Annotated in this window: 19 protein-coding genes and 1 pseudogene; 6 read left to right on the top strand and 14 right to left on the bottom strand. The window is 51.7% G+C overall.

Annotated features, from left to right (window positions below; translation table 11 throughout):
• Positions 1-336 precede the first annotated feature (336 nt).
• The 3 genes from BRW62_RS09330 to BRW62_RS09320 are packed head-to-tail and all read right to left on the bottom strand — an operon-like array spanning position 337 to position 3,371.
• Complete coding sequence (locus BRW62_RS09330) at positions 337-1,155, bottom strand: urease accessory protein UreD (protein ID WP_099799202.1); 819 nt, start codon at positions 1,153-1,155, stop codon at positions 337-339.
• Positions 1,156-1,161: 6 nt separating this feature from the next.
• Complete coding sequence (mnmG, locus tag BRW62_RS09325) at positions 1,162-3,069, bottom strand: tRNA uridine-5-carboxymethylaminomethyl(34) synthesis enzyme MnmG (protein ID WP_099799201.1); 1,908 nt, start codon at positions 3,067-3,069, stop codon at positions 1,162-1,164.
• An 11-nt stretch (positions 3,070-3,080) separates the two neighbouring features.
• Positions 3,081-3,371: a YggT family protein gene (locus BRW62_RS09320; protein WP_099799200.1), complete on the bottom strand. Its 291-nt coding sequence runs from the start codon at positions 3,369-3,371 to the stop codon at positions 3,081-3,083.
• A 68-nt stretch (positions 3,372-3,439) separates the two neighbouring features.
• On the opposite strand from BRW62_RS09320, the gene BRW62_RS09315 reads away from it, so the two are divergent.
• From BRW62_RS09315 to BRW62_RS09300, 4 genes are read left to right on the top strand one after another with little or no spacing between them, the layout of a single operon-like run.
• Complete coding sequence (locus tag BRW62_RS09315; protein WP_099799199.1) at positions 3,440-3,844, top strand: hypothetical protein; 405 nt, start codon at positions 3,440-3,442, stop codon at positions 3,842-3,844.
• Positions 3,845-3,900: 56 nt separating this feature from the next.
• Positions 3,901-5,826, top strand: a complete 1,926-nt coding sequence (gene speA, locus BRW62_RS09310; RefSeq protein ID WP_099799910.1) for a biosynthetic arginine decarboxylase — start codon at positions 3,901-3,903, stop codon at positions 5,824-5,826.
• Positions 5,827-5,834: 8 nt separating this feature from the next.
• A complete protein-coding gene (locus BRW62_RS09305) occupies positions 5,835-6,209 on the top strand; it encodes a hypothetical protein (protein ID WP_099799198.1) in 375 nt (124 codons plus the stop codon).
• Positions 6,210-6,217: 8 nt separating this feature from the next.
• On the top strand, positions 6,218-7,402 hold the full coding sequence (locus BRW62_RS09300; RefSeq protein WP_099799197.1) for an S-layer homology domain-containing protein: 1,185 nt from the start codon (positions 6,218-6,220) through the stop codon (positions 7,400-7,402).
• Here BRW62_RS09300 and BRW62_RS09295 read toward each other — a convergent pair.
• The 4 genes from BRW62_RS09295 to BRW62_RS09280 are packed head-to-tail and all read right to left on the bottom strand — an operon-like array spanning position 7,399 to position 14,508.
• Positions 7,399-8,052: an OmpA family protein gene (locus BRW62_RS09295; RefSeq protein ID WP_099799196.1), complete on the bottom strand. Its 654-nt coding sequence runs from the start codon at positions 8,050-8,052 to the stop codon at positions 7,399-7,401. The two genes, BRW62_RS09300 and BRW62_RS09295, sit on opposite strands and share 4 nt — an antisense overlap.
• Before the next feature lie 35 nt (positions 8,053-8,087).
• Positions 8,088-10,181, bottom strand: coding sequence for a hypothetical protein (locus tag BRW62_RS09290; RefSeq protein ID WP_099799195.1), 2,094 nt, complete (start codon positions 10,179-10,181; stop codon positions 8,088-8,090).
• Between the two features lie 25 nt (positions 10,182-10,206).
• Positions 10,207-13,371, bottom strand: a complete 3,165-nt coding sequence (locus BRW62_RS09285) for a tubulin-like doman-containing protein (RefSeq protein ID WP_099799194.1) — start codon at positions 13,369-13,371, stop codon at positions 10,207-10,209.
• A 36-nt stretch (positions 13,372-13,407) separates the two neighbouring features.
• Positions 13,408-14,508 carry a VWA domain-containing protein gene (locus BRW62_RS09280; RefSeq protein WP_157768348.1) on the bottom strand — a complete coding sequence of 367 codons (1,101 nt, stop codon included), beginning with the start codon at positions 14,506-14,508 and terminating at the stop codon, positions 13,408-13,410.
• Positions 14,509-14,652: 144 nt separating this feature from the next.
• Here BRW62_RS09280 and BRW62_RS09275 point away from each other — a divergent pair, with 144 nt between their 5' ends.
• On the top strand, positions 14,653-15,294 hold the full coding sequence (locus tag BRW62_RS09275; protein WP_099799192.1) for an alpha-ketoglutarate-dependent dioxygenase AlkB family protein: 642 nt from the start codon (positions 14,653-14,655) through the stop codon (positions 15,292-15,294).
• A 41-nt stretch (positions 15,295-15,335) separates the two neighbouring features.
• Here the strand turns inward: BRW62_RS09275 and BRW62_RS09270 are convergent, their stop codons facing one another.
• The 6 genes and pseudogenes from BRW62_RS09270 to BRW62_RS09245 form a co-directional block, all read right to left on the bottom strand.
• Positions 15,336-16,505 carry a site-specific integrase gene (locus BRW62_RS09270; protein ID WP_099799191.1) on the bottom strand — a complete coding sequence of 390 codons (1,170 nt, stop codon included), beginning with the start codon at positions 16,503-16,505 and terminating at the stop codon, positions 15,336-15,338.
• 14 nt (positions 16,506-16,519) lie between these two features.
• Positions 16,520-17,681: pseudogene (locus tag BRW62_RS09265) on the bottom strand (glycosyltransferase).
• Positions 17,674-18,723, bottom strand: coding sequence for a small ribosomal subunit biogenesis GTPase RsgA (gene rsgA / locus BRW62_RS09260; RefSeq protein WP_099799190.1), 1,050 nt, complete (start codon positions 18,721-18,723; stop codon positions 17,674-17,676). Before rsgA ends, BRW62_RS09265 begins: the two are co-directional and overlap by 8 nt.
• Positions 18,720-18,950: a sulfurtransferase TusA family protein gene (locus BRW62_RS09255; RefSeq protein ID WP_099799189.1), complete on the bottom strand. Its 231-nt coding sequence runs from the start codon at positions 18,948-18,950 to the stop codon at positions 18,720-18,722. The genes rsgA and BRW62_RS09255 overlap by 4 nt, the downstream gene beginning before the upstream one ends.
• Positions 18,951-19,413: 463 nt before the next feature.
• Positions 19,414-20,175, bottom strand: a complete 762-nt coding sequence (locus BRW62_RS09250; protein ID WP_099799188.1) for an alpha/beta hydrolase — start codon at positions 20,173-20,175, stop codon at positions 19,414-19,416.
• 33 nt (positions 20,176-20,208) lie between these two features.
• Entirely contained in the window at positions 20,209-20,445 is a 237-nt protein-coding gene (locus tag BRW62_RS09245) for a hypothetical protein (protein ID WP_099799187.1), read from the bottom strand.
• A gap of 160 nt (positions 20,446-20,605) precedes the next feature.
• Between BRW62_RS09245 and surE the strand changes: the two genes are divergently transcribed.
• On the top strand, positions 20,606-21,412 hold the full coding sequence (gene surE, locus BRW62_RS09240) for a 5'/3'-nucleotidase SurE (RefSeq protein ID WP_099799186.1): 807 nt from the start codon (positions 20,606-20,608) through the stop codon (positions 21,410-21,412).
• Here surE and xth read toward each other — a convergent pair.
• On the bottom strand, positions 21,398-22,174 hold the full coding sequence (gene xth / locus BRW62_RS09235) for an exodeoxyribonuclease III (RefSeq protein ID WP_198406251.1): 777 nt from the start codon (positions 22,172-22,174) through the stop codon (positions 21,398-21,400). The two genes, surE and xth, sit on opposite strands and share 15 nt — an antisense overlap.
• Between the last annotated feature and the right edge of the window lie 18 nt (positions 22,175-22,192).

The following is a 22,192-nucleotide window of genomic DNA, read 5'->3' as shown; positions in this document are numbered from 1 at the left end:
GAAGTGGATAGAGTGCAGGCTATCCAGTGGTTTAACGATTGACCGTGATCACATCGGGTATGGCTGGAAGCCCCGTACTTCAGTGCGGGGAGGAAAGCTCCTTTAGCAACTTTAGTTGCCTTAGGTTATAATTGTACTGCGGACACCAGAAACGGTTGTTTAAGGCACTGGTAACGGTCGATTGGGGGTGTTGTAAACCACCCCAGAGGCTCGTGGTTGGCTTGCTAACTGCAGGGCTACTAAAAGCTCCCTGCTTTAGCTGGGAGTAGTTTACTGAGCAGCCCACACGCTATGCGTCAGCATGAGTGTCCGGAGTATATCACTGGCGCAATCCCCTCACAACGGCCACACCCGTGGATGATGGCGAGGCTGATCTGGGTGCAGAGTTTGCCGCAGCAGGTGCCAAGCGGCCATAAACCACTGCCGTAACTCTGGGGTTGAGTGCCCTCGATACCGGCACACCACGCCCCGAATGAGGCGAGTGACCCCTAGCTCTCCTTGGAAAGGGCTGGCCAATTCCCGCAGTGCCATGATCTGGTCTGGTGTCACGGTGGTGCCAATCCATGCTAGGGTGCCCACAAGGGTACGCCCTGCCAAGCCATTCAAGGCGGTGCAGAGTGTTCCGTCGAGGTGTTGGCGATCAATCCAGAGGGGAACGCCTGCCTGCCACACGTCGATGTGCGATCGCCAGTGTCCTGTTAAAAATGCTTCACCGCGAGCCGTGCGGCCAAAGCGGGTCATCTCCCAAAGGCAAACTTGGGCCGTGGTGGCCAGTTCAATATGCAACTGGTGGCGATACTGAGCACCATTAAAGACAATGGTTTCTTGGGGCAGCCATTCTAGGGAGGCTCCCTCACCAATATGACAGTGAACCCGGTTGTCCACTGGCTGCTGGGCACGACCATACACCTTGGCCGCAGCAGCGGTGGTAATGAGGGCATGGCAGTGGGGCTGCAACGTAATGGTTTGCTGAAGGCGATCGCCCCCCACATAGCCGCCAGCCATATGGAGCAGCACATTATGGCAAATGTGCCCCCCTTCGGGATAAAAGGAGCGCTGTAGTTTCAGGGGTGCTGACGCATAGGTACGACAGGCAACAGTGCGTCCCTGCTGCCAAGCGTAGGCTAACTCCAGTTCACCAAGCCATCCTGCCACGCATCGCTACCCGTTGACCGTTACTAACGACTGCCGCTGCTGCTGCACCTCTAAATAGACAAGCAGGGCATTAATGTCGGCGGGGTTCACCCCACCAATGCGATAGGCTTGCCCTAGGGTCAGGGGGCGAATGGCACTCAGTTTTTCTCGCGCCTCCATAGAAAGGGTAGGAATGGCAAAGTAATCTAAATCCGCTGGCAGTGGCCGTTGCTCCTGCCGAGCGATCTGCTCAATTTCCCGCTGTTGCCGCTCAATATAGCCTGCATACTTAATGGCAATTTCCACCGCCTCTTTTTCCTGAGGGGCAAGATCGGCATTGCCCAAGCCATAGCGATCTAGCACCTCGTAATGGACACCCGATCGCCGCAGCAGATCAGCGAGGGTAATGGCACTTTTAATCCCTTGGCCGGTGGCAGCCACAATCTGCTCACCTATGGGGTCGTGGGCTTTAAGACGCGTGGTTTCCAGCCGTTGACGTTCCGCCTTTAGGCGCTCTTGCTTGGCTTGAAAGATGTGCCACTGTTCTTCAGACACCAAGCCAATCTCGTACCCTAGGGGGGTCAGGCGTTGATCGGCATTGTCGGATCGCAAAACCAACCGATACTCCGAACGACTGGTGAGCATCCGGTATGGCTCCCGCAGCTCTTTGGTACACAGATCGTCAATGAGGGTGCCAATATAACTTTCTTGCCGTGGAAACGTGATCATGGGCTTGCCTTGGGCAAACCGCGCCGCATTAATCCCCGCCACAATTCCTTGGGCAGCAGCCTCTTCGTAACCCGTGGTGCCATTGATCTGACCTGCACAAAACAACCCCTGAATTTTCTTAGTCATCAGGGTAGGAAAGCACTGGGTGGCCGGCAGGTAATCATACTCCACCGCATAGGCGGGGCGCAGCATAATGCAGTGCTCTAACCCCGGGAGGGTGCGCAGCAGTTGCAGTTGTAGGGGTTCCGGCAGTCCGGTTGAGAACCCTTGAATGTAAAGCTCAGGGGTGTCGCGGCCTTCGGGTTCAATAAAAATCTGGTGGCTGTCTTTATCGGCAAAGCGAACAATTTTATCCTCAATGCTGGGGCAGTAGCGCGGCCCTTTGGCATCGACCCAACCGCCATAGACTGGCGTGAGGTGCAGGTTCTCGCGGATCAGTTGGTGGGTTGCTGCGGTGGTACGGGTAAGGTAGCAGTGTTCTTGAGGGCGCTCTACCCAAACGCTGGGATCAAAGCTAAACCAGCGCACCTGCTCATCGGGGGGCTGGGGTTCCATTTTGCTGTAGTCCACGGAGCGGCGATCGACCCGTGCTGGGGTACCCGTTTTCAGGCGATCCACTTCAAACCCCAGTCGTGCCAAGGTTTGGGATAGCCCCTCTGCCGCAAACTCGCCAGCGCGACCGGCGGCCATAGACTTATTGCCAACCCAAATGCGCCCGCCGAGGAACGTTCCCGTGGTCAAAATGACGGCTTGGCAGCGAAAGGCAACACCAAAGTAGGTTTCCACGCCGATCACACTATCGTTGCCATCTAAGATTAAGTCGGTAACCATGCCTTCGCGCACTAGGAGGTTGGGCTGGTTTTCGACAATTTGCTTCATGAGGGCGCTGTATTCACGCTTGTCGGTTTGTGCTCGCAGCGCCCAGACCGCTGGCCCGCGGGAGGCATTCAAGAGGCGTTTCTGCAAGTACGTGCGATCGGTGATGCGGCCAATTTCACCACCGAGGGCATCCACTTCGTGCACTAATTGGGATTTGGCAGGCCCCCCCACCGCTGGATTACAGGGTTGCCATGCAATTTTGTCAAGATTTAGAGTCAGCAGTAGGGTGCGGCAGCCTAGGCGTGCCGTGGCCAAGGCCGCTTCACAGCCTGCATGGCCAGCCCCCACCACAATCACCGCAAACTCATCTTGAAACAGCGTGGACATGCCGCAAGACCCTAAAAGAACGTGGCACTACTGGAAAACCCCGCCAACAGTTGTACGAGAAACTGCAAAAGGAAAAAGGCAATAATGGGGGAAAAATCTAGACCGCCAATGGGAGGAATCAGCCCCCGAAAGATGTTGAGGTAGGGATCCGTTAGCTGGCTCAGGAAGGAAAAGGGCGGGTTGTACCAATTAACATTGGGAAACCAAGACAGGAGAACCCGAATTAAGAGGATAATGAGATAGATTTGCAAAAAGTTGGCAATCCCCATCAGTAGGATGGGTAAAACCGGTGCCTCGGTCATAGAACTCCTCTTGGCGATGCTGGCGGATACCCTTTATTCTACCCAATGCAGGCGGAAGCGAGACAGGCATGACAACAGAACACCCATGGTATGCGGCGGCTCAACTGCTACAACCGGCATTGATTCGCTTACTAGATCATTTGCGGCGACAATTAGAAACCTCAGGGTGGCAGGGGGAGTACGAAACGGTTGAACTGCCCACCTCAGAGCCGCAGGTGCTCTACTGGTTGCACTTACGGCGCGGCGATCGCCACCAGCGGGTTAATTTATGGGAACTGTGCTACGAAATCTGCTTTGCGGACTATACCCCAGACTTAGAGTACGCAGGCATTCATGACTTCCAGGTGGGGGAGGTGACAGCTGATATGGGGTTATTGGATGCGGCAGGGGAGGTGGACTGGCACCAACTTGATCAAAAAGCCCAGCGGGTTGTGGCTGCGATGTTCGCCGGGCTAGAGTATCCCCTTGACTAGTCGCTATTGCTGAAACAGGTTAGGATCAGCACGGTTTGGTTGGGCAACAAGCAGATATGGGTGCTGGATCGGCAACTGTAGAAACAACAACAGCAGGCTGGAGCATTGAGGCCAGTGAGCAACTGTACCGCATTCAAGGCTGGGGGGAACCCTACTTTAGTATTAATGCAGCCGGCCATATCACCGTCTCGCCGAAGGGCGATCGCGGTGGATCACTGGATCTCTATGAACTAGTGCAGGCTCTGCAACAGCGCAATATTGGCCTGCCGATTTTGCTGCGCTTCTCCGATATTCTTGAAGATCGCATTGAGCGGCTGAATGCTTGTTTTGCCCGGGCGATCGCCCGCTATGGCTATAACGGTACCTATAAGGGAGTCTTTCCGGTTAAGTGTAATCAGCAACGCCACATCATTGAAGCACTGGTTCGCTTTGGTCAGTCGCACCAGTTTGGCCTTGAGGCAGGGTCTAAGCCAGAGTTATTAATTGCCCTAGCGATGCTCACGACCCCAGGTGCCCTTCTCATCTGCAATGGCTATAAAGATCGCAGCTACATTGAAACAGCGATCCTAGCGCGACGACTAGGACATACCCCCATCATTGTCCTTGAGCAACCGGAGGAGGTTCCAGAGGTCATTGCCGTCAGCCAAGCCCTAGGGATTGACCCCATTGTCGGCGTGCGGGCAAAGCTCAGTACCCAAGGGGTGGGGCGGTGGGGCACCTCTGCGGGCGATCGCGCCAAATTTGGCCTCACCGTGCCGGAAATTTTAACCGCAGTGGAGCAGCTACGCCAAGCCCAGATGCTGGACGCTCTCCAACTGTTGCACTTTCATATTGGTTCGCAAATTTCCGCCATTAGCGTGATTAAAGATGCCATTCGCGAAGCGGGGCAGATCTACGGTGAACTGGTGCGCCTCGGTGCCAATATGCAATACCTCGATGTGGGCGGCGGCTTAGGCGTTGACTACGATGGCTCCAAAACCAATTTCCATGCCTCCAAAAACTACAGTATGCAAAATTACGCCAGTGATGTGGTGGCCGAGATCAAGGAAGCCTGTAGTGAGCGCAATATTCCCGTGCCAACTCTCATTAGCGAAAGTGGGCGCGCCATTGCCTCCCACCAATCGGTGCTGGTGTTCAATGTATTGGGGGTGAGCAGCGTACCCAAGGTCGTACCCGAGGCGGCAACGGCGCAGGAGCATTTAATTATTCGCAACCTCTACGACACGTACCAAAGCATTGATGTGAGCAACTACCAAGAAGCCTACAACGATGCCTTGCAGTTTAAGAGTGAAGCCATCAGTCTGTTTAACTTTGGCTATCTGAGTTTGCCGGAGCGCGGACGGGCAGAGCAGCTATTTTGGGCCTGTTGTAGCAAAATTCTGGCGATCGCCCGCCAACAGGACTACGTACCCGACGATCTCGAAGACCTTGAAAAGATCATGGCCTCTATCTACTACATCAATCTTTCGGTGTTTCAGTCGGTACCCGACAGTTGGGCGATTGATCAGCTTTTTCCGATTTTGCCGATTCACCGACTTGAGGAGGAGCCAACAGAGCGAGGAATTTTGGCGGATCTCACCTGTGACAGCGACGGTAAAATCGATCGGTTTATTGACCTGCGGGATGTCAAGTCGGTGCTGGAGCTGCATCCCTTGCGGCCAGGGGAACCCTACTATCTGGGGTTATTTCTGAATGGTGCCTACCAAGAGATTATGGGCAACCTCCACAACCTCTTTGGTGATACCAATGCTGTTCATATTCGGCTAACCCCCAAGGGATATGAAATCGAGCACTTGGTACGAGGCGATACAATGCAAGAAGTACTGGGCTATGTTCAGTATCACGGGGACGCGCTCCTTGAAAATATTCGCCGCCGTGCCGAAGATGCCCTTGCCGAGCAGCACATTACGCTAGCGGAGGCCCAACACCTCCTAGAAAACTATGAGCGGAGCTTACGCAGTTACACGTACCTATCGACCTAGGGGGATCTATGCTGGGAACCTTTCAGTCGAGCCACCTGCGCATTGAAATGCCAGCTACGGCAGCGCAGTTGACCGCCTACTTAACGGAGCCAACCCAGATGCGTCAATGGCTGTGGCCGCTGCACATTGACACCAGCAGCGATCGCCTCAACGAAGGATGCCAGTTTACAACCCAGTTGGGCTGGCTCACCATTGAGCACAGGGTAGAGCTGGTCAGTGACCATCGACTGGTGTTGGTGTTACGACGCGGGATCGAGGGCTGGCAGGAATGGTGTTGGGGAGAGGGATGGGTGCAATCCTGTGTGGAAGGCGTAACACTCCTGCCCCTTGAACTGGGTCAAACCCTGCTATTGTGGCGGCTGCGTGCTGCCCTATCCCCCTAAATCACTGCATGATTTGTGAGGTATCGGTTCCGTTGAAGAGTTCGCGATCGCCCCTTGTGCGCGTCAGTTTAATCCTTTGTGTCCTGTTGCTAACCAGTTGCGAAGGCAGTGGCCTGCAAAACCTGTTTGCCGCCGATTCCAATGCCGATCAGTGGGGCGCCAGCCCATCCCCTAGTCCTGCCACCACAACCTTGCCCCAGACCCTGCGCTTCCCCAATGCCACACTCCTAGAGACTCAGCCCCTTGCCAACGATCCGAACACAATTCAAACCCGCTGGCAAGCCTCAGCACCAGCGATCGCCATTCAGCAGTTCTATAGCGAACAGTTTCAGCAAACTAACTGGCGGCTGGTTGAACAACAGGTTGCTGATAACAGCATGACCCTCAAGGGCGTTGGTGCCGATTTAGAAGTAACGGTAACCATTAACACCGCCACCACCAATAACACCACTGAATTTACCGTAGCCTATCGACCCACAACGACTAATGGAGAGTCCGCGCCAACGCCATCGCCAACAACGGCACTCACCCCGCAAACCTTCAGTGATCTTGATGCTGCTCCCACACCATTCCAGCCCGCCATCCGCGAACTAGCGGAACTGGGCACATTGCCCACCTCCGGCAATCAGCTAGATCCCAATAGCCCAATTAGCCGCAGTCAATTTGTCCGCTGGTTGGTGACTACCTACAACCGATTTTACGAAGATCGCCCCGCTCGCCAAATTCGCCTAGGCACCAGTAACGATGATCCGGTTTTTCGAGACGTGCCCCGCCAACATCCTGATTTTGCCTATATTCAGGGCTTGGCCATGGCTGGATTTTTACCTAGCCCGCTAACCGGTGATGCGAGTGCTTTGTTTCGTCCCGATGCCCCCCTCAATCGCGAAACCCTCTTGCAGTGGAAGGTTCCCCTTGATCAACAGGGGCAGCTCAGCCCCAGCACCATCGATCGCATCCAGCAAACGTGGGGCTTCAAAGACAGCACCCGTATTGCCCCGAGCGCAGTCAACGCTGTGGCTGCTGACTACCTTGCTGGCGATCTCTCTAATATTCGCCGGGTGTGGGGGCAAACCCTACTGCTGCAACCCAAGAAAGCGGTGAGCCATGCCGAAGCAGCCATGGCGCTATGGTATATCGGCAATGGCAGCGATGGCCTTTCAGCCCAAAGCGTTTTACAAGCACGCCGCAGCTAGTTTACGGGGGCAACTTGTGTCTCTCTCTCGCGTCTGCGCGTAAAGCGTACCTCAATCCGACGGCGAGAGCTATCTGGATTGCGATTTGGTGGGGCAAGGTTACCGTTAAGCAGGTAAAGTTGTCCGGCAGAATAGGCATAAAACTGTAGATTTTTGAGTTCGGGGTTCGTGGCTTGCACCTTGCGCAGTTCGTTGGCGATCGCCAGTGCTCGCATTAATCCCAAATCAGCATTGGAGCCAGGAGTGAGACGGCCAAGGGTATTTGCCGCTGCCGACTGCTCCAGAACTAAGTCGAGGTTGCTGCTACTCCTTCGGTTGGGTTGCCCATCGGTATGACCAATAATTTCCACGGTATCAATCCTGTATCGTTTGTGATTGTCACGGATCGTTTTGGCTAAACTAGTCCAAATGTATTGCTGTAGAGGTTTAGACACCTTGGCACTGCCCACCGGAAAGCGAAAAGCCTCATTATCAGGAATTATAATAATCGGGGGAAGAGAATCTGTCTGCCGCGCAAAAAATGTGAAAATAATTAAAAGCAGAGTAATGAGGCTCAAGATCAAAAAGCTATTTGACATTAAATCAGTGTAGGAAATCCAGATGTCGAATTGCTCTGATTCTGGGGGTGACGAGCGACGTGACTGACGCATAGGAATCCTTCTAAACAGGGAGGGAAAGCAAGCAATTAGCTAAAGTCAAGGTTTTTTGTTCGCTTTTCGGCTACTTTTGAAGCATCTGCGTTTTTATTCAAAGTATTAGGCTGATCCCTAAAATTGTTATCCAATTGACTAATCGCAGTACCAACTTGATTTAATTCTTGATTTAGCAACTTAATTCCCTTATCTAGGGTTTCAAGCTTATCAACTAATTTGCTCAATAATTCAAATTCATTAAATTTATCAAGAAATTCATTGATCTTCTTGAATTCGTTAAAACTTTGCTGAAGGTGATCATTAAGAGCATTAATCTGTTTTCGGCGATCGCCTTCATCACTAGAGTACTGCTTTCTATAATTTTCAAAGTTAATTTTAGCCTCAGCTAAGTTCTGGTTTAGATCATTATACTCGGTACTTAGCACTTTATTGAGTTGCTTTAATTCTTGATGAAAAGATTCAAATTGACTAACAGCCTGATTGATCTTTCTATCAAGCCTATCATTAAGAATTTGAGCCTGTCTTTGGCGATCGCTCTCAGCAGTAGACCGCTGAGTTATGTAATTTTCAAAGCTAGTTTTAACATCTTTTAATTGCTTGTTCAAATCATTATACTCATGGTTAATAATTTCACTAAACTCGGTTATACGAGAAGAGGCTCTACTCAATTGGTCAAGATTAACACTGGCAGCATCAAAAGCACTTACTAGTTGCTGGCTAGTGTGCTGATTATTGCTGTGAATCTGTTGCAGTATCTCATTACCTCTTAATAGGTTCTGTGCAACTTGGTTATTCATTTGCTCAACAGAGGACAGAAGTACTTTTAGTTCCTCTTGGTTTTGCCCTAAAGTTTTTTGGAATTCTTGAGCAATTTCAGTCAAACCAGTTAATTTTTGCGTAATCTGTGATAACTCTTCAGATTTAGCGATAACTTGGCGATCTACCGCTTCAATTTGGGTAAGTAAATGCTGAACCAATTGGTCAATTTGAATAAAGGTCTGAGTTGTTGTAAATAGTCTCTGCGAAATTGCCTCAAAATCAGTTTGTGTTTTATTAACCTTCTCCATGGTTTGGCATATATACTCTTGCGTCAGCATGACCGCTTGAGTGAGTTCAATAACTTCATTACTCAGTTGTTGCGATCGCGCTGTCACCTCAGTCAACTGATCAATAAATTGGCACATCTGTGTTGTTGCAGTGTTCAGTTTATCAGCAAACTGACTCTGTTCTAAGACGGTAACAGCCTGCTCAAAAATACGAGACCCTGTCACAATGTTACCCGATGCATCCATGAACCGATTGTACACGTCCCTTGCAAGATCAGCCGTCTGGCGCTGAATCTGGGTCATACGTTCTGCTTCTCGCTCTAATGGCCGCTCAATTGCCCTGGTAACTGTCGCCTCAAAATTAGTAAGAAAAATATCAAAATTACGCGATATTTCGCTGAGTAAGCGTGCGGTTGGTGTGCGTTGATGGCTGGCTAATTCATTATCAAGATAGAGTTCGACAGCCGTAAAAAAGCGTTGCCGTGCTAGCGTTGTATTAAACAGTGAATTTACAACAGTCAGAAAAATACCCAAGGTCAGGCTAGCAAGACTGGAAATGAAGGCGATCGACATTCCCATCAATGGTTCACGCAATTGACTGAGTAACTGAAGGAGAGAATCCGTACGCTCTAATCCATTTTCTTTCAAAGCAAAGAGACCAGTCATAATTTCGGGGAGACTAATCGTGATCCCCACAAGATTCATCGTAATTCCTAGAAATGTACCCAATAGGCCGATGGCAATCAGCAGATTAGGACTTACACGAGTAATGTATTCTGCTTGCTCAAAGGAAAGCCCTAGCACCCGCTCTTGAGCTAGGGTATAGTCCACCAAGGCAAAAGTATTTACCTCGTCTAGGTTCTCGACGTAGCGTTTCATGCGATCGCGCAGTCGCTGAATCAGTTGTGGCGCTTGATCTGTAGTTGCTGCAACTGCCCAATCCCAGCGGTTGAGAAACATTAAGCGGTTAAACAGGGATATCCGAAGCAAAAAACTTACAAGGGCGATCCCCAATGATGCAGAAATAAAGCCTAAGAGGATAGGTGAATTAATCACCTCTTGCATAAATAATTCAATCATTATCGTCTCAAAAATATGGTTAATTCTAATCTGGTAAAAGTGGTGGTTCTTGCTCGATTGTTACTGTCCCCTCTATTGTCTTTATTTTTTGTTCTATTCGCCTATCTATTTCTTGGATTAACTCTTGCAAAATTCCTTTTTTCTCAAAACCAGTAATGTTTTCAATATCCTTTCCTGCAACACTAGCAACCCATGAATAGTTGATATGCTCTCTAGGATAATTGCGAATTTCACTGATTAGTGCCTCAACTTTCTGGCGCTGTCCCACATAGTTTCTTTCAGAATCGCCATACCAATCTGATGGGTTCTCGACGAGCTGCTGAATCTTTTGACTACACTGTTGACCCAAAAAATCAGTTAGGGTTAGGCTTGCCCCATTTTCCTGCGCTTTTTGCACCTGCGCCCAGCTCAGTTGATCAATGATGGCTGACCAATCTTTACCCAGAAAAATCCTCTTACTATGGCTCAATAAACTCAAATCACCATTATCTCGGCCATCGAATATCCCCAGTCCCAAGCACTTAAAAAACAATTCTTTCACTGTTATAACCACGTCGGGAGGAGGTGGCAAAACATCTGTCAAACTGGGCTCAATATTTTTATTGGTGTGTAAGTATCTTCCTTTTGTTGACTCATAGGCATACTTTAGCCCCCCATGCTCTAAACTATTGATCAGCCGTAGGGGAAAAGCTGCATACTCCGTCACAAAAATGACATGATGCTGCTCGGAATCTGGAAGTGGCACCACTCGAGCATTTCTCAAAACATCACTCTCTTGTAGCAACTGCTGAAAAGCTTCTACCGAGGAGTCATCGTTAGGCTGATGGTAAGCAATAATCCTAGATTGCTTGTAGTCGGCTTTATTAAAATAGCCATCGTCAAGGTTCAAGGGCAATAACACTTCGGACTGCTGACTGAGTTCTGTAAGGTAAGCTAGTAGCTGCTGGCGGCTTCCCATCGTTGCCATAAACTGCTGAACTGCTGACTTGCGCAGTTTTTTCATCTGCGTTGTAGTCCCCTGATCAACCACTCTATTTAATGCCTGACGAACATCTGCTGGCTCAAACTGGTTCTGCAAAAAGCGCTCTAGACTGGGGCGCTCATCACTATTGACAAGAGTAGAGTTCTGAATGATTTGGGTGGAAATCCGGTTCAATGCCAAGCGACGCTCTGAACTCTGAGGCGGTAACACCGCTTCAACTAACTGCTGCGTATCTTGCGCTGAGATGATTAATAAACCGATACGCTTTTTAACGTTGGTTTGAGTGAGTCTATCAGCATTACTTTGTAGCTCAATAATCTCATTATGGATACTGTTTCTGAGGTTATCTAGTGCAGCAATTTTTTGATTTGTAAACTCAATCAGCTCTTCCGCTGCTAACTGCACCTGACGAGAAATTTGCCACTGGTAATTTTTCTTGGCTAGAGCCGTCACCTGATCAACTGCCGTGCGAAATGCCACTTGAATTTTGCCTGTCTTACCCCACCAAGGAAATCGCTGGCTGCGGATAGCCTGTACCTCATGCTGCATCCGCTGGGTAATGCCATTTAGCTCACCGCTGGGATCAACGGGCCGCTTCTTATCTTGCAGTTGTTCTCCACGGGCGCGTTCAAAGGTCTGCTTTAGGTGTTGCAGCCAAGATAGCCCATTCTCAAGCCCAAAAAATTCATGATCTGGTTGTAGTATTTGCGCTAAGAATACATTGATACTATCTTTGATGTCGGTAATGACCCCTGAGGTTTGCTCTACCAGCGGTGCTAGCCATACACCCCTTTCCTTGGCATTGTCTCCAAGGCGAACATAGCTCGCTAAAGCAGCAAAATTTTGGGGCAAGGTTACCTTGAGATTATCCTGCTCTGCAACGGAGCGGGCTGCACTGATAGCAGCATACTGATTGTTGTGCCATTGGGTAATCTTTGCTTGAACCGTCGTCCCTGAAGTCTCTAGGGTCTCAAGGCGTTTTTTCAGCAGTGCACCTACACTGTCTGTTTCCCAAGCGCAGCGCCCAGCAAAAACCCGCTGGATCTGAGCGGCACTAGGGGCTGTCCCTAAACCGCTTTCCCAAAATTCCAAAACCTCGATTTTAACCTGATTAGCAGCAAGCGCACTGATCTGCTCTTGGGGAAAATAAATACTAGCCAACCCCATTGTCATATACCGTTGGCGATTAGGGCGAGGATGCCTATCGTATGCCTCCTCCCCGCCATCAATAGCCTTCAGGTTATCCCGTGCAGAAATTTCAGCAGCAGCTGTCGCATTGCTACTAAAAGAGAGACAAATTTTTTGAGCAATGTTGTTCGTAATTTGTTCTTTAGCTTCAGCGCTGGGTGGGATAATAAACGTATTGCCGGGCGTAGCGTTAGAAATCAGGTAAGTATAGTTATAGGGTTCTCGCTGCTCCCGCAGACGAAATTGCCCCGGATACTGAGCCTCAAAGGTCGTCCCAAAACGATTGTAGAAGTCTAGTTCTTTTAGGGCAGCATAGGTATTGGCTTTAACATGCTGATTGCCGCCGTAAAGCTCTGGACAGATAATGAAATAGCCATGGGTTTCAAAGTCTGCCACTCCCCTTGCAAAAAGCTGACGTAGGATATAGCCCATATCTAGAAACATTCCACCACCGGTGCCACCGCAAAGGGAACCCGCAACAAAGACCCGCAGCCCCGGCTTGACATCCATGCCACGCTCAATGAGCGACTGAACATTAGCACTCAGAACCCGGTGATGAGCTTGTTGGAGACTCTCAACAACCTTCTGATAATTTTTGAACAGCGCAAACCGCCCTATGGCTCGAACGGCTCCTGCTCCATTTTCAATGGCCTGCAAGTTTTTGATGAGTTCAGGGGGAAACCACTCTAGAATATTGTCATCAGGAGTGTCAATATGCTCATTTCCACTGCGAGTATCAAAGTTCTGCCTAAATTGATTTACCTGATTTAAGGAAACTTTGATATGCACAATTTCTGAGGGTGTAAAACTAATGTTTTGGCCGCGATAGTTGGGAATGGAGCCGCCGCGATCGGTGTCTATCTGGACAAAACTAATGATGGGTAAATCGGCAAGGGAGCCAAATGCATCAACAATGTTCTCGCGAATGCGAACCAAGACATCCCGCCCTGTGCCACCAATGCCCACACAGATCGACCGCGTGACAGAAAACAGACTGTTTGACTCTTCTATGCTTGCCATGAAGCTCCCCTATGACTCAGGCTTTAAACACGAAACCTACATTGTGATGGTGATCTGGATATCGATATCGTTATAGGTAACTATAACAAATTCATTGTTTCTTGGTATAAATACATTTGTATCAATTTCTTGACCATTGACATTTGTGTAAATTTGCTGGCCTCTGTATGTGAGTTTTGCTGGGTGGACTGTACCGATGCGCAGCGTGTTGTGCTGGCGGAGTAAAAAGCCAACAGCTTCTGAACAAGGTAGGGAGACGAAGTACAGCGATCCGGAAACCAGCTCTCCTAGACCAATTTTTCCAGCATGTTTGAGGGGAAATCTGTATTCTTGGTCACCCACCGCCACCGTAACTGTCCACGGAAGTTGCTGTCTCAGCCAGCGAATGAAGAAAAACAGGCCGCCGCCTCCCACAACCATTCCAAGCAAACTCACTAGCAGCAGTTGCCACCAAAGTTGTCCCCAAAGGTAGCTATTCACAAGGCAGACTTCACCACCACCGGGTTTGGGGGTACAAAATTCCTGTACGGTCGGAGGAATATCAACAACAGTAAGCTGAAACTGCCCCGGCTGGATACTGCGTTGGGTCATGGGTAAGGTCCCCAGCCATTGGCTCCGCTCATCTGCCCTAGAGCTGTTATGGATGCCGCAGGGGCTATTGGGAGCTTCAGTCCACCGTTGTGATTCACCTTGAGGAATGTTCAGGGGGGCATCGGTTAACCAAATGACTGACTGTGCCTTAATGGGCTGTTGCTGTTGAAGTCGCCTTTGATTCAGTTGCGCAAGGTACCGATAAACGTAAAGCTCAGCACATTGAATATCGGTGCCGCGCTCGGGCCCAGCATCCATGGGAATGACTTCTAAAATTTTGGGAATGTCCTGTTCCCCTTGATACTCAATCGTAATGGGCGATCGCACCGTCGTAGCAAAGGGAATAATATGGATTGTGTCCCCTTTATTAAGGGTTTGTTCAACAATGTGGCGCAAGTGGAGCCGTCCCGAATCGTTAAGACCTACGCTTTCCGTCAGGTCGATCGCCAGTGCCACATCTCGACCTCCCCATAACTGCACCCAATCCAGTCCTTTCTGTTGTAGAGGGCTTAAAGGTCGATTACCAAGAACGACAGGGGAAGTCATAGGGAAAGTATGCCCAAAGTTGTTTTGATATTAGGATGTCAGCGCTCAAATGTCAGCCCCTTCTGCCCTAGCCCTGCCTCGTTCAAAAATGTCCGTTAGACTGAGATGACGTGACAGGATAGGAGTAGTCGTCGGTGGCGAGTGATGCAGCAGCTCAATTTCTTGGACTCTCAGGACGCGTCAGTCCAGCTTACACCCCAAATTATCGACATCCCTGATGCCAGCGTTATATTCTACGAGCAATTTTTCAGTGCTATAGACAGTGAACACATCTATTCAGAATTGCTGAATCAGACCCCGTGGCGGCAGGACTCAATCACCCTATTTGGCAAAACAATGCTTGTGCCTAGACTTACTGCTTGGCACGGCGATCCGGGGAAATCCTACACCTACTCAGGAATTACAATGGAGCCGGAACCTTGGACACCGACTCTGATGATGATTAAAAACGCTATCGAGAGCGTGTGTGGTGTGAGTTTTAATAGCGTCTTGATCAACCTCTATCGGGATGGAAATGACAGCGTTGCTTGGCACAGTGATGATGAGCCGGAGCTAGGAGAGAACCCGCTCCTTGCCTCAGTGAGTTTTGGGGCAACGCGGAGGTTTGCATTCAAACACAAGAGGAACCCTCACCTGAGGGTGTCGTTTGATCTCAGTGCCGGTAGTTTGTTAATCATGGGTGGAGCGACTCAGCACTACTGGTTTCACCAAGTTCCAAAAACGTCAAGGAACGTCGCACCGCGAATCAACTTGACCTTTAGGATCATCAAGACGTTCCTCAATTAAGGAGTTCAGTGGCGATCGTTAGTAAGCCAAGTTTGAAAGCATTAGAGATTCAACTCCAGCGCATCCCCCTGCTGTGCCAACACCCGCGCCACAGCCTGCTGCTGATCTCGCAGGGTTAACCAGCGGTGATAGGTACGATGATGAATGGCCACACTGTGCCCCATCATCCGTGCGGCCACGGTATCGGGTAAGCCGTAGTGAATGGTACGTACCGCCCAAGCATGGCGCAGATCGTAGGGGCGAAAGGGAATGCCATACCGACGAAACTGCTGGTTCACCCGCTGGCCAATCCGTTGCAAGGGTGTGGTGCTCAAGTCGGTGTTGATCTGGGGCAGCCGGGGCGATCGCAATTGGAATACATCAATCCATTGAGGTGGAAACGGCCACACGTAATGGGAACCGGTTTTTGTTGTGGCTAATACCTCAATTCGGCCTTGGGGGTCGCCATTGGCCAAACCCGTCAGATCACAAAAAAAGACCTCGTGATTGCGGAGGCCATAGGTTGCCATCAACCCATAGACGTACTGCCATCCCGGGTGGGGAATCTGAGCAAACGCAGCAACAATAGTGCTGTCTTCAGGAAGCTGACGCTCTTGGGTGCGGTTCGGGGAATAGTGCCCCCAAAACCGGGATAAGGGAATGGGCAACTCCACCTGCAGAAAGCGACACAGCCCTTGAAGTGCTGTACAGGCCACCTGTCGTTGGCGGCGGTGCGGCGGTAACTGCTCAAGCAGGGTGTAGATCAGCTCTGGTAGTGCCCAGTCGGGATGGGCAGCCGCGTGGTGCAGCAGTTGGCGCAGGTAAGGTGCATAGGCCGTTTGCCACGTGGTGCGGCGACTGCTGCTATCACCCACCCGCAAGAACATGTCTTCGTAGGCCGCCACCTGCTCCGCCAGAGACAACGCACCGAGGAAACCCAAGCTAGGAACCGTTTGATAGTCTTGCCAGCGAAAGGACTTATCCAGCAGCTTAGCAGCGATAATTTTTGCCTCTATTTCTGCCTGCTTGAGCCCCGCAGGGGTTGCTGGCAGTGCTAGGCTCAGCCGCTGTTGATGGGGACGCAATCGCTGAGTGCCCGGACGCGGCGGTAGGGTGCCCCGCAAATTGAGTCGCTGACCGCGGCGCTCGATTTGTATCCCCAACTGTGCTGCTTTTAGCCGCTGATTCACCTGTGCTAACTGCTGATCCAGCTTTGAGGATAGCGTTGCCATGCTGAGAATACTCCCTAAGGATAGACCCGCCCTTTCCATGCGCCACCGCGACCCTGCCAATGGCGGCGAGCCGAGTCAAGGGTCATGAGGGTGTAGAGGACGGCAATCAGGGGTAAGGTCAACGCCCACGGCCAAGCCAACCCATAAAAGTGCACTGTGGGGGTATAGGCGATCGCCATCAGGAGCCAGACACTCGCCCCCACACCGGCTAACGGAACTTGGTGCAGAACCAGACCAGTTGCCAAGGAAATGGGAGCTAGCAGATACACCATGGTCATTCCGATCACCGTTCCCAGGAGTAAACAGGGGCGAATAGGACAACTGGGTGTAGGCGGTGCGCGCCACCATTTGCCAAATGCTGTCGAGGGTGGTGTAGGCACGCAAGCTCACGGTGGAGGGGGTCAGCCCTAGCCAAATCCGGTATCCTGCACTCTTGACGGCCTGAGCAAGGGAACAATCGTCAATGAGAGCATCCCGGATACAGGCAATGCCACCAATTTTTTCAAGGGCTGTGGTTTCAATGAGAATGCACCCCCCCGCTGCCGCTGCTGTGGCGCGTTGGGGGTCATTGACCCAGCGAAAGGGGTACAGCTTGGCAAAGAAAAAGACAAACGCCGGAATCAAGAGTTTTTCCCAGAGGCTTTGGCAGTGCAACTTCACCATTAATGACACTAAAGCACAGTGGTGGGTACACGCATGAGCCACCAGTTGGCTTAAATTCTGTGGATCGTGGGCAATGTCGGCATCGGTGAGCAGCAGATAATCCGGGGCAACCTTAGCCGCAACTTCAATCCCTTGGGACAGTGCCCAGAGCTTGCCCGACCAGCCCTTGGGGAGGGGGGTTCCTCGCACAATCGTTAACTGCACCTGTTTGCCGAGGTTGATAGCAGTCTGCTCGGCAATGTCAGCGGTGCCATCGTCGCTTTGATCATCCACAAGGATGAGGTGAAGGTCACCCCCATAGTCCTGTTGCAGGAGCGATCGCACACTGGTGGCAATGACCGCTGCTTCGTTGCGGGCAGGTATCACCACCGCAATGCTCGGCCAGCGGGTTGGCGGGGTGCCCTTCAGGCGTTGATCGATGCGCCAGAATTGCCCCCAAAATAGTAAAAGTACCAGCCAAATCAGCAGTGAGAGTAGTGTTGCCCCCAGTAACCCCAATGTCAGGCTAGACATCCATAACCTCCTCCTCGGTGTCTAAGGGTGTGAGCTGCTGATGCTGTTGGCGGCGCGATCGCCGCCGATATTTTTTCGGATCCAATAAAGGCTCTTGGTGCTGAGCACCGTGGCGATCCGTTTTCGTTTTACTGTGGGGAGCGGTGTCAACCCCGTAGTCTTTGATTGCTTCCAGTTCTGCAAGGCAACTCAGATAGAGTGGATAGCGCTCCCAATTGCCCCGCACTGCGCAGTTTGGCTCCTGACGGTGACGGCAATTGTCAAACTGGCAGGACTGAGTGGCCGATCGCTGGCGAATTTCTGGAAAGGCTTGGGCAAGCTGCTGGGGGGTGATGGCCAACAACTCTGGCTGATTAAATCCGGGCGTGTCGGCAATCCAGCCGCCCGTGGGCAACGGAAAGAGTTCGACATGGCGGGTGGTGTGCTGCCCCTTATGCCAATGCTCAGAAATTGCCCCGACGCGAATCTTGCCGTCAGGATGGAGGTGGCGAATGAGGCTACTTTTGCCGACCCCCGAAGGGCCACAGACAACCGTTACCTTGTTGCTTAGGGAACGGAGTAGCGCTTGCCATTGTTGACCTGCGGTGATGCTGAAGCCATAGCTGTTATAGCCCCAAGACCGCAGGCGATCGCGCCACAGGGTCTCTAGGGCGTCAGAGACCAAATCTGCTTTGGTTAGCCCCACTAGGATCTCAACCCCAAGGACTTCGGCGGTGATTAAAAAGCGGGTCATTTGCAGGGCATCGGGTTCGGGGTCGGCTAGGGCAAACAACAGTAACACCTGCTCTACGTTGGCGATCGCTGGCCGTTGCAGTTGGTTGCGCCGGGGGAGGACGTTGCTAATGGCACCGCGCTGCCCTTGCCAGTCGGGATGGCTGACCTCGACCCAATCCCCGACATACACGTGCTGGCCAATTTTCTTTAACCGCGATCGCCGCACACACAGCAATTCATCAATGCCATAGTAAGGCTGCCCTAGCCGCACACGGTAATAGTTCGCCTGCACCGCCCGCACTAGACCGAGCAAAGGGGCAACCGTCATGGGCGCTCAGCGGGTCGCTGCACCTGTAGTGCAAAATACTCGTGCCGTGGCTCCACCGTCAACACATCGTAGCCCGCCATCCGCAGACTATCGGGCACCTGCTCAATGGGTTCGCCCGCATCTAGCCACACCTCAAGGGGCTGCTGAGGCGCAAGCTGCTGGAGCCGCAGTTTTGTGCGTACAAAGTTCAAAGGACAGGGGGTACCCCGTAGATCAAGTGTTTCCATGCCGCTGGCTGTAACCTATCTGCTATTATAGGAGTGATGTGGGCGGGCTAAAACCCCTCCGCTTTAGCGAGGGGATACAGCCAACTCAGGGGGCTTTAGCCCTCTCTATGTGTTAAACTAGAGACGTGGAAAGTAGGCGTATCAACTACGCGAAGAGACATCCTAGTACGGAGAAATCCCGGCATGTAAGTCACTACCGCTTTGGCGGCAAGCCTAAACCACTGCAAGCAATGGCAGGATGTTGAGCGTATCGAATTGGCTAGTGTTGAAAAGTGCGAAACCACGAACCGAAACATAAACGTAGTCCCAATAGCAGAAATGCTTGAGGTGAGTAGGGGGTCTTTGACTGCCCCCACCCGCATTAAGTTGCGGGTGACAGCTCAAGGGAAAAGCGAAGCAACGCGGCTTCAGCCCGTTGCGTAGCATCCTTTGGGAATCCCCTCTCTTTCAAGGAGGAGAGAAGTCAAGCTCCCAAAAATTTCGCCACTTTGGCGATCACGTCATCTCGTTCATAATCTAAGGGAATCAAATGATTAGAGCGCTGTAGCCAGTACAGTTCCTTGTGGGCGCTCCCTAATTGGTCATAGATCTGCTGTGCGCCTTGCGGGTCAACCGTGCTGTCGGCAAGGGTCTGAAGGATCAGCGTGGGGGTGGTAATTGTCGGTAGCTCCGTTTCAACGTGGGCAATAAGGTCAAGGGCGCTACCCACGGCACTCAGGTTAAAGCTTTTGAAAAATGCCGCCGCTTCTGCCTGTTGGCGCATCTGGGGATCCCGCAGGGGGAGGGCGAGGCGCGGCAGGTGCGGCACCCAAGGGGCAATGGCCTTGACCAGCGGTTCTGCCGGCAGGGGGGCAAACCACGGGCGATAAATCCGCAAAAAGGGGCACAGCAGCACTAGTTTTGCCACTGGCTGGCTGCGGGCTAAATGTAAGGCTAAGGTTGCCCCTGTCGAAAAGCCAATGACAGCAATGGTCTGAAAATGGCTCTGGAGTTCCCTAAAGGCTGCTAGGGCGGCAGCGTACCACTCTGGCCACGTGGAGGCGGGCATCGGCTCAGCGGGGCGATCGTGCCCCGGATAAAGAATCCCCCGCACTGTCAACCCCTGTTCGTAGAGGGCTTGGCCTAACAGCTGTAGTTCGTAGGCACCCCCACCCAGCCCATGGAGGAGCAAGCAGGCACAGTTCGTTTCTTCGTGACTATAGAAAAAAGGGACATTCACCAGCATGGGCGCGCCCCAGACATATCCACCTGCTGTAGGCTAGCTCGCGTAACTTTGGCGGGAAACGTGCTTTTCAAAGGTGGCTTGGGTTTGATGGAGCAGTTGCTCGCGGCTATCGGTTGTGTGCTTGAGCGCCGGAACCAGATTACGAGCTTGGAGTGCCATGTGCAGTTGCAGGTGGGCAACGTACTCACTCAGATCTTCGCGGAGCAGCGGATGGCTTTGATGCACAGACACAGTGTTCTCCTTACGCTTATGTTCAACAGTGCTGACCATGAAAACATCAAAAGATGCTAGGGAAAGCAGTGAATGAATCGTGTGCTCGGCAGTTAACGCGGGACAGTTAGCAACCTGACCCTTTTAGAGGTTAACATTTCTCAGGAAGTGTGCTGCAATTTGCAATCAACTGTAACCTTTTGCGGTGTAGGGGGCAACAATGCGTTTACTCATTGCCAATGATGATGGGGTCTTTGCCCCCGGTATCCGTTGCCTTGCGGATACGTTGGCGATCGCCGGTCATGATGTGAGTGTGGTGTGCCCCGATCGTGAGCGATCGGCCACCGGTCATAGTTTGACGGTTTTTGACCCCATCCGCGCTGAAGTGGTTCGCGATCGCTTTCATCCGAGTATTCAGGCCTGGGCCTGCTCAGGGACGCCGTCGGATTGCGTTAAATTGGCGCTAGGGGCGTTGCTACAGGAACTGCCGGATTTTGTGGTGTCGGGGATTAATCAAGGCTCAAATCTCGGTACCGATATTCTCTATTCGGGGACGGTGTCCGCGGCGATGGAAGGGGTGATTGAGGGCATCCCCAGCATTGCCATGAGCCTGACCAGCTTTACCGTCCATGACTTTCAGCCCGCTGCGGACTTTGCCTGTCATTTATTAAAAGCCTTAGAGTCGTCAGTGCCTCTGCCGCCGAAAATGCTCTTGAATGTGAATGTGCCTGCCCTGCCTGCCAGTGAGATTGCGGGGGTGGCCATTACCCGCCAAGGCATTCGCCGCTACCATGATTTGTTTCAGAAGCGGGTTGACCCCCGGGGGAAAACTTACTACTGGCTTGCGGGAGAGGTGGTAGAAGAATATCCCCAAGATCCAGATCAACTCCCCACCGATGTGGAGGCGATCGCCCAAAACCTCATTAGCATTACACCCTTGACCTTTGATTTAACCTATTCCCAAGGACTCACACAGCTTTCTGCATGGCTCGAGAGCGAAACCGTCCGGCAGTTATTCAATTGTTAAAATCACCGGTGCATGATCACTGGGTTTAGGCAGGCGGCGCGGTGCCACATCAATCCGGCACGCCTGTGCTCGCTGCTTGAGACCGGTGGTGATGTACAGGTGATCAATGCGCCAACCATGATTGCGGCGAAACGCCCCCGCCCGATAATCCCACCAGGAATAATGGCCAGCGGCATCGGTAAAGTGGCGGAAGGCATCGCAGAACCCCAAGGCACGAATGGCGGCCAACTGTTCCCGCTCGGCATCGGTGGCACCGACCTTTGTGGCGCGATCGCTGGCATCAAACAGATCCTTGTCTTCGGGTGCAATATTAAAATCACCGCAGAGAATGACCTCCCCCCGCAGCTGTTGAAGATAGTTGTACAGCCCCACTAACCAACGCAGTTTGTAGTGGTATTTCTCGCTGGCGTATTCGCCCCCATTGGGAATATAAACGTTAACCAGTGTCAGGTCAGGGGCTAACTGGGCGCGGATTAATCGTTTTTGATCGTCTAAGTCAGCTTGGGTGGGCAGATGGGGGGCAAAGCCTGCTTCCACTGCTGCAAGGGGCTGACGGCTAATAATGGCAACGCCGTTGTACGCCTTTTGGCCACTACAATAGACAAAGTAGCCGCGCTCTAAAAAAGCGTGCCGTGGAAATTCCGCATCCACCACCTTTGTCTCTTGCAAACACAAATAGTCCACGCCTGTAGCGTCTAACCATTGGCACACATGGTCAAGGCGAGTGCGAATTGAGTTGACATTCCAAGTGGCAATTTGCAACATTGGCCATGGCAATTT

Source organism: Thermostichus lividus PCC 6715 (assembly GCF_002754935.1).
GTDB classification, from domain to species: Bacteria; Cyanobacteriota; Cyanobacteriia; order Thermosynechococcales; family Thermosynechococcaceae; genus Thermosynechococcus; species Thermosynechococcus lividus.
Note: the sequence above shows the minus strand (reverse complement) of the source record. Positions and strands in the feature narration are given on the sequence as shown.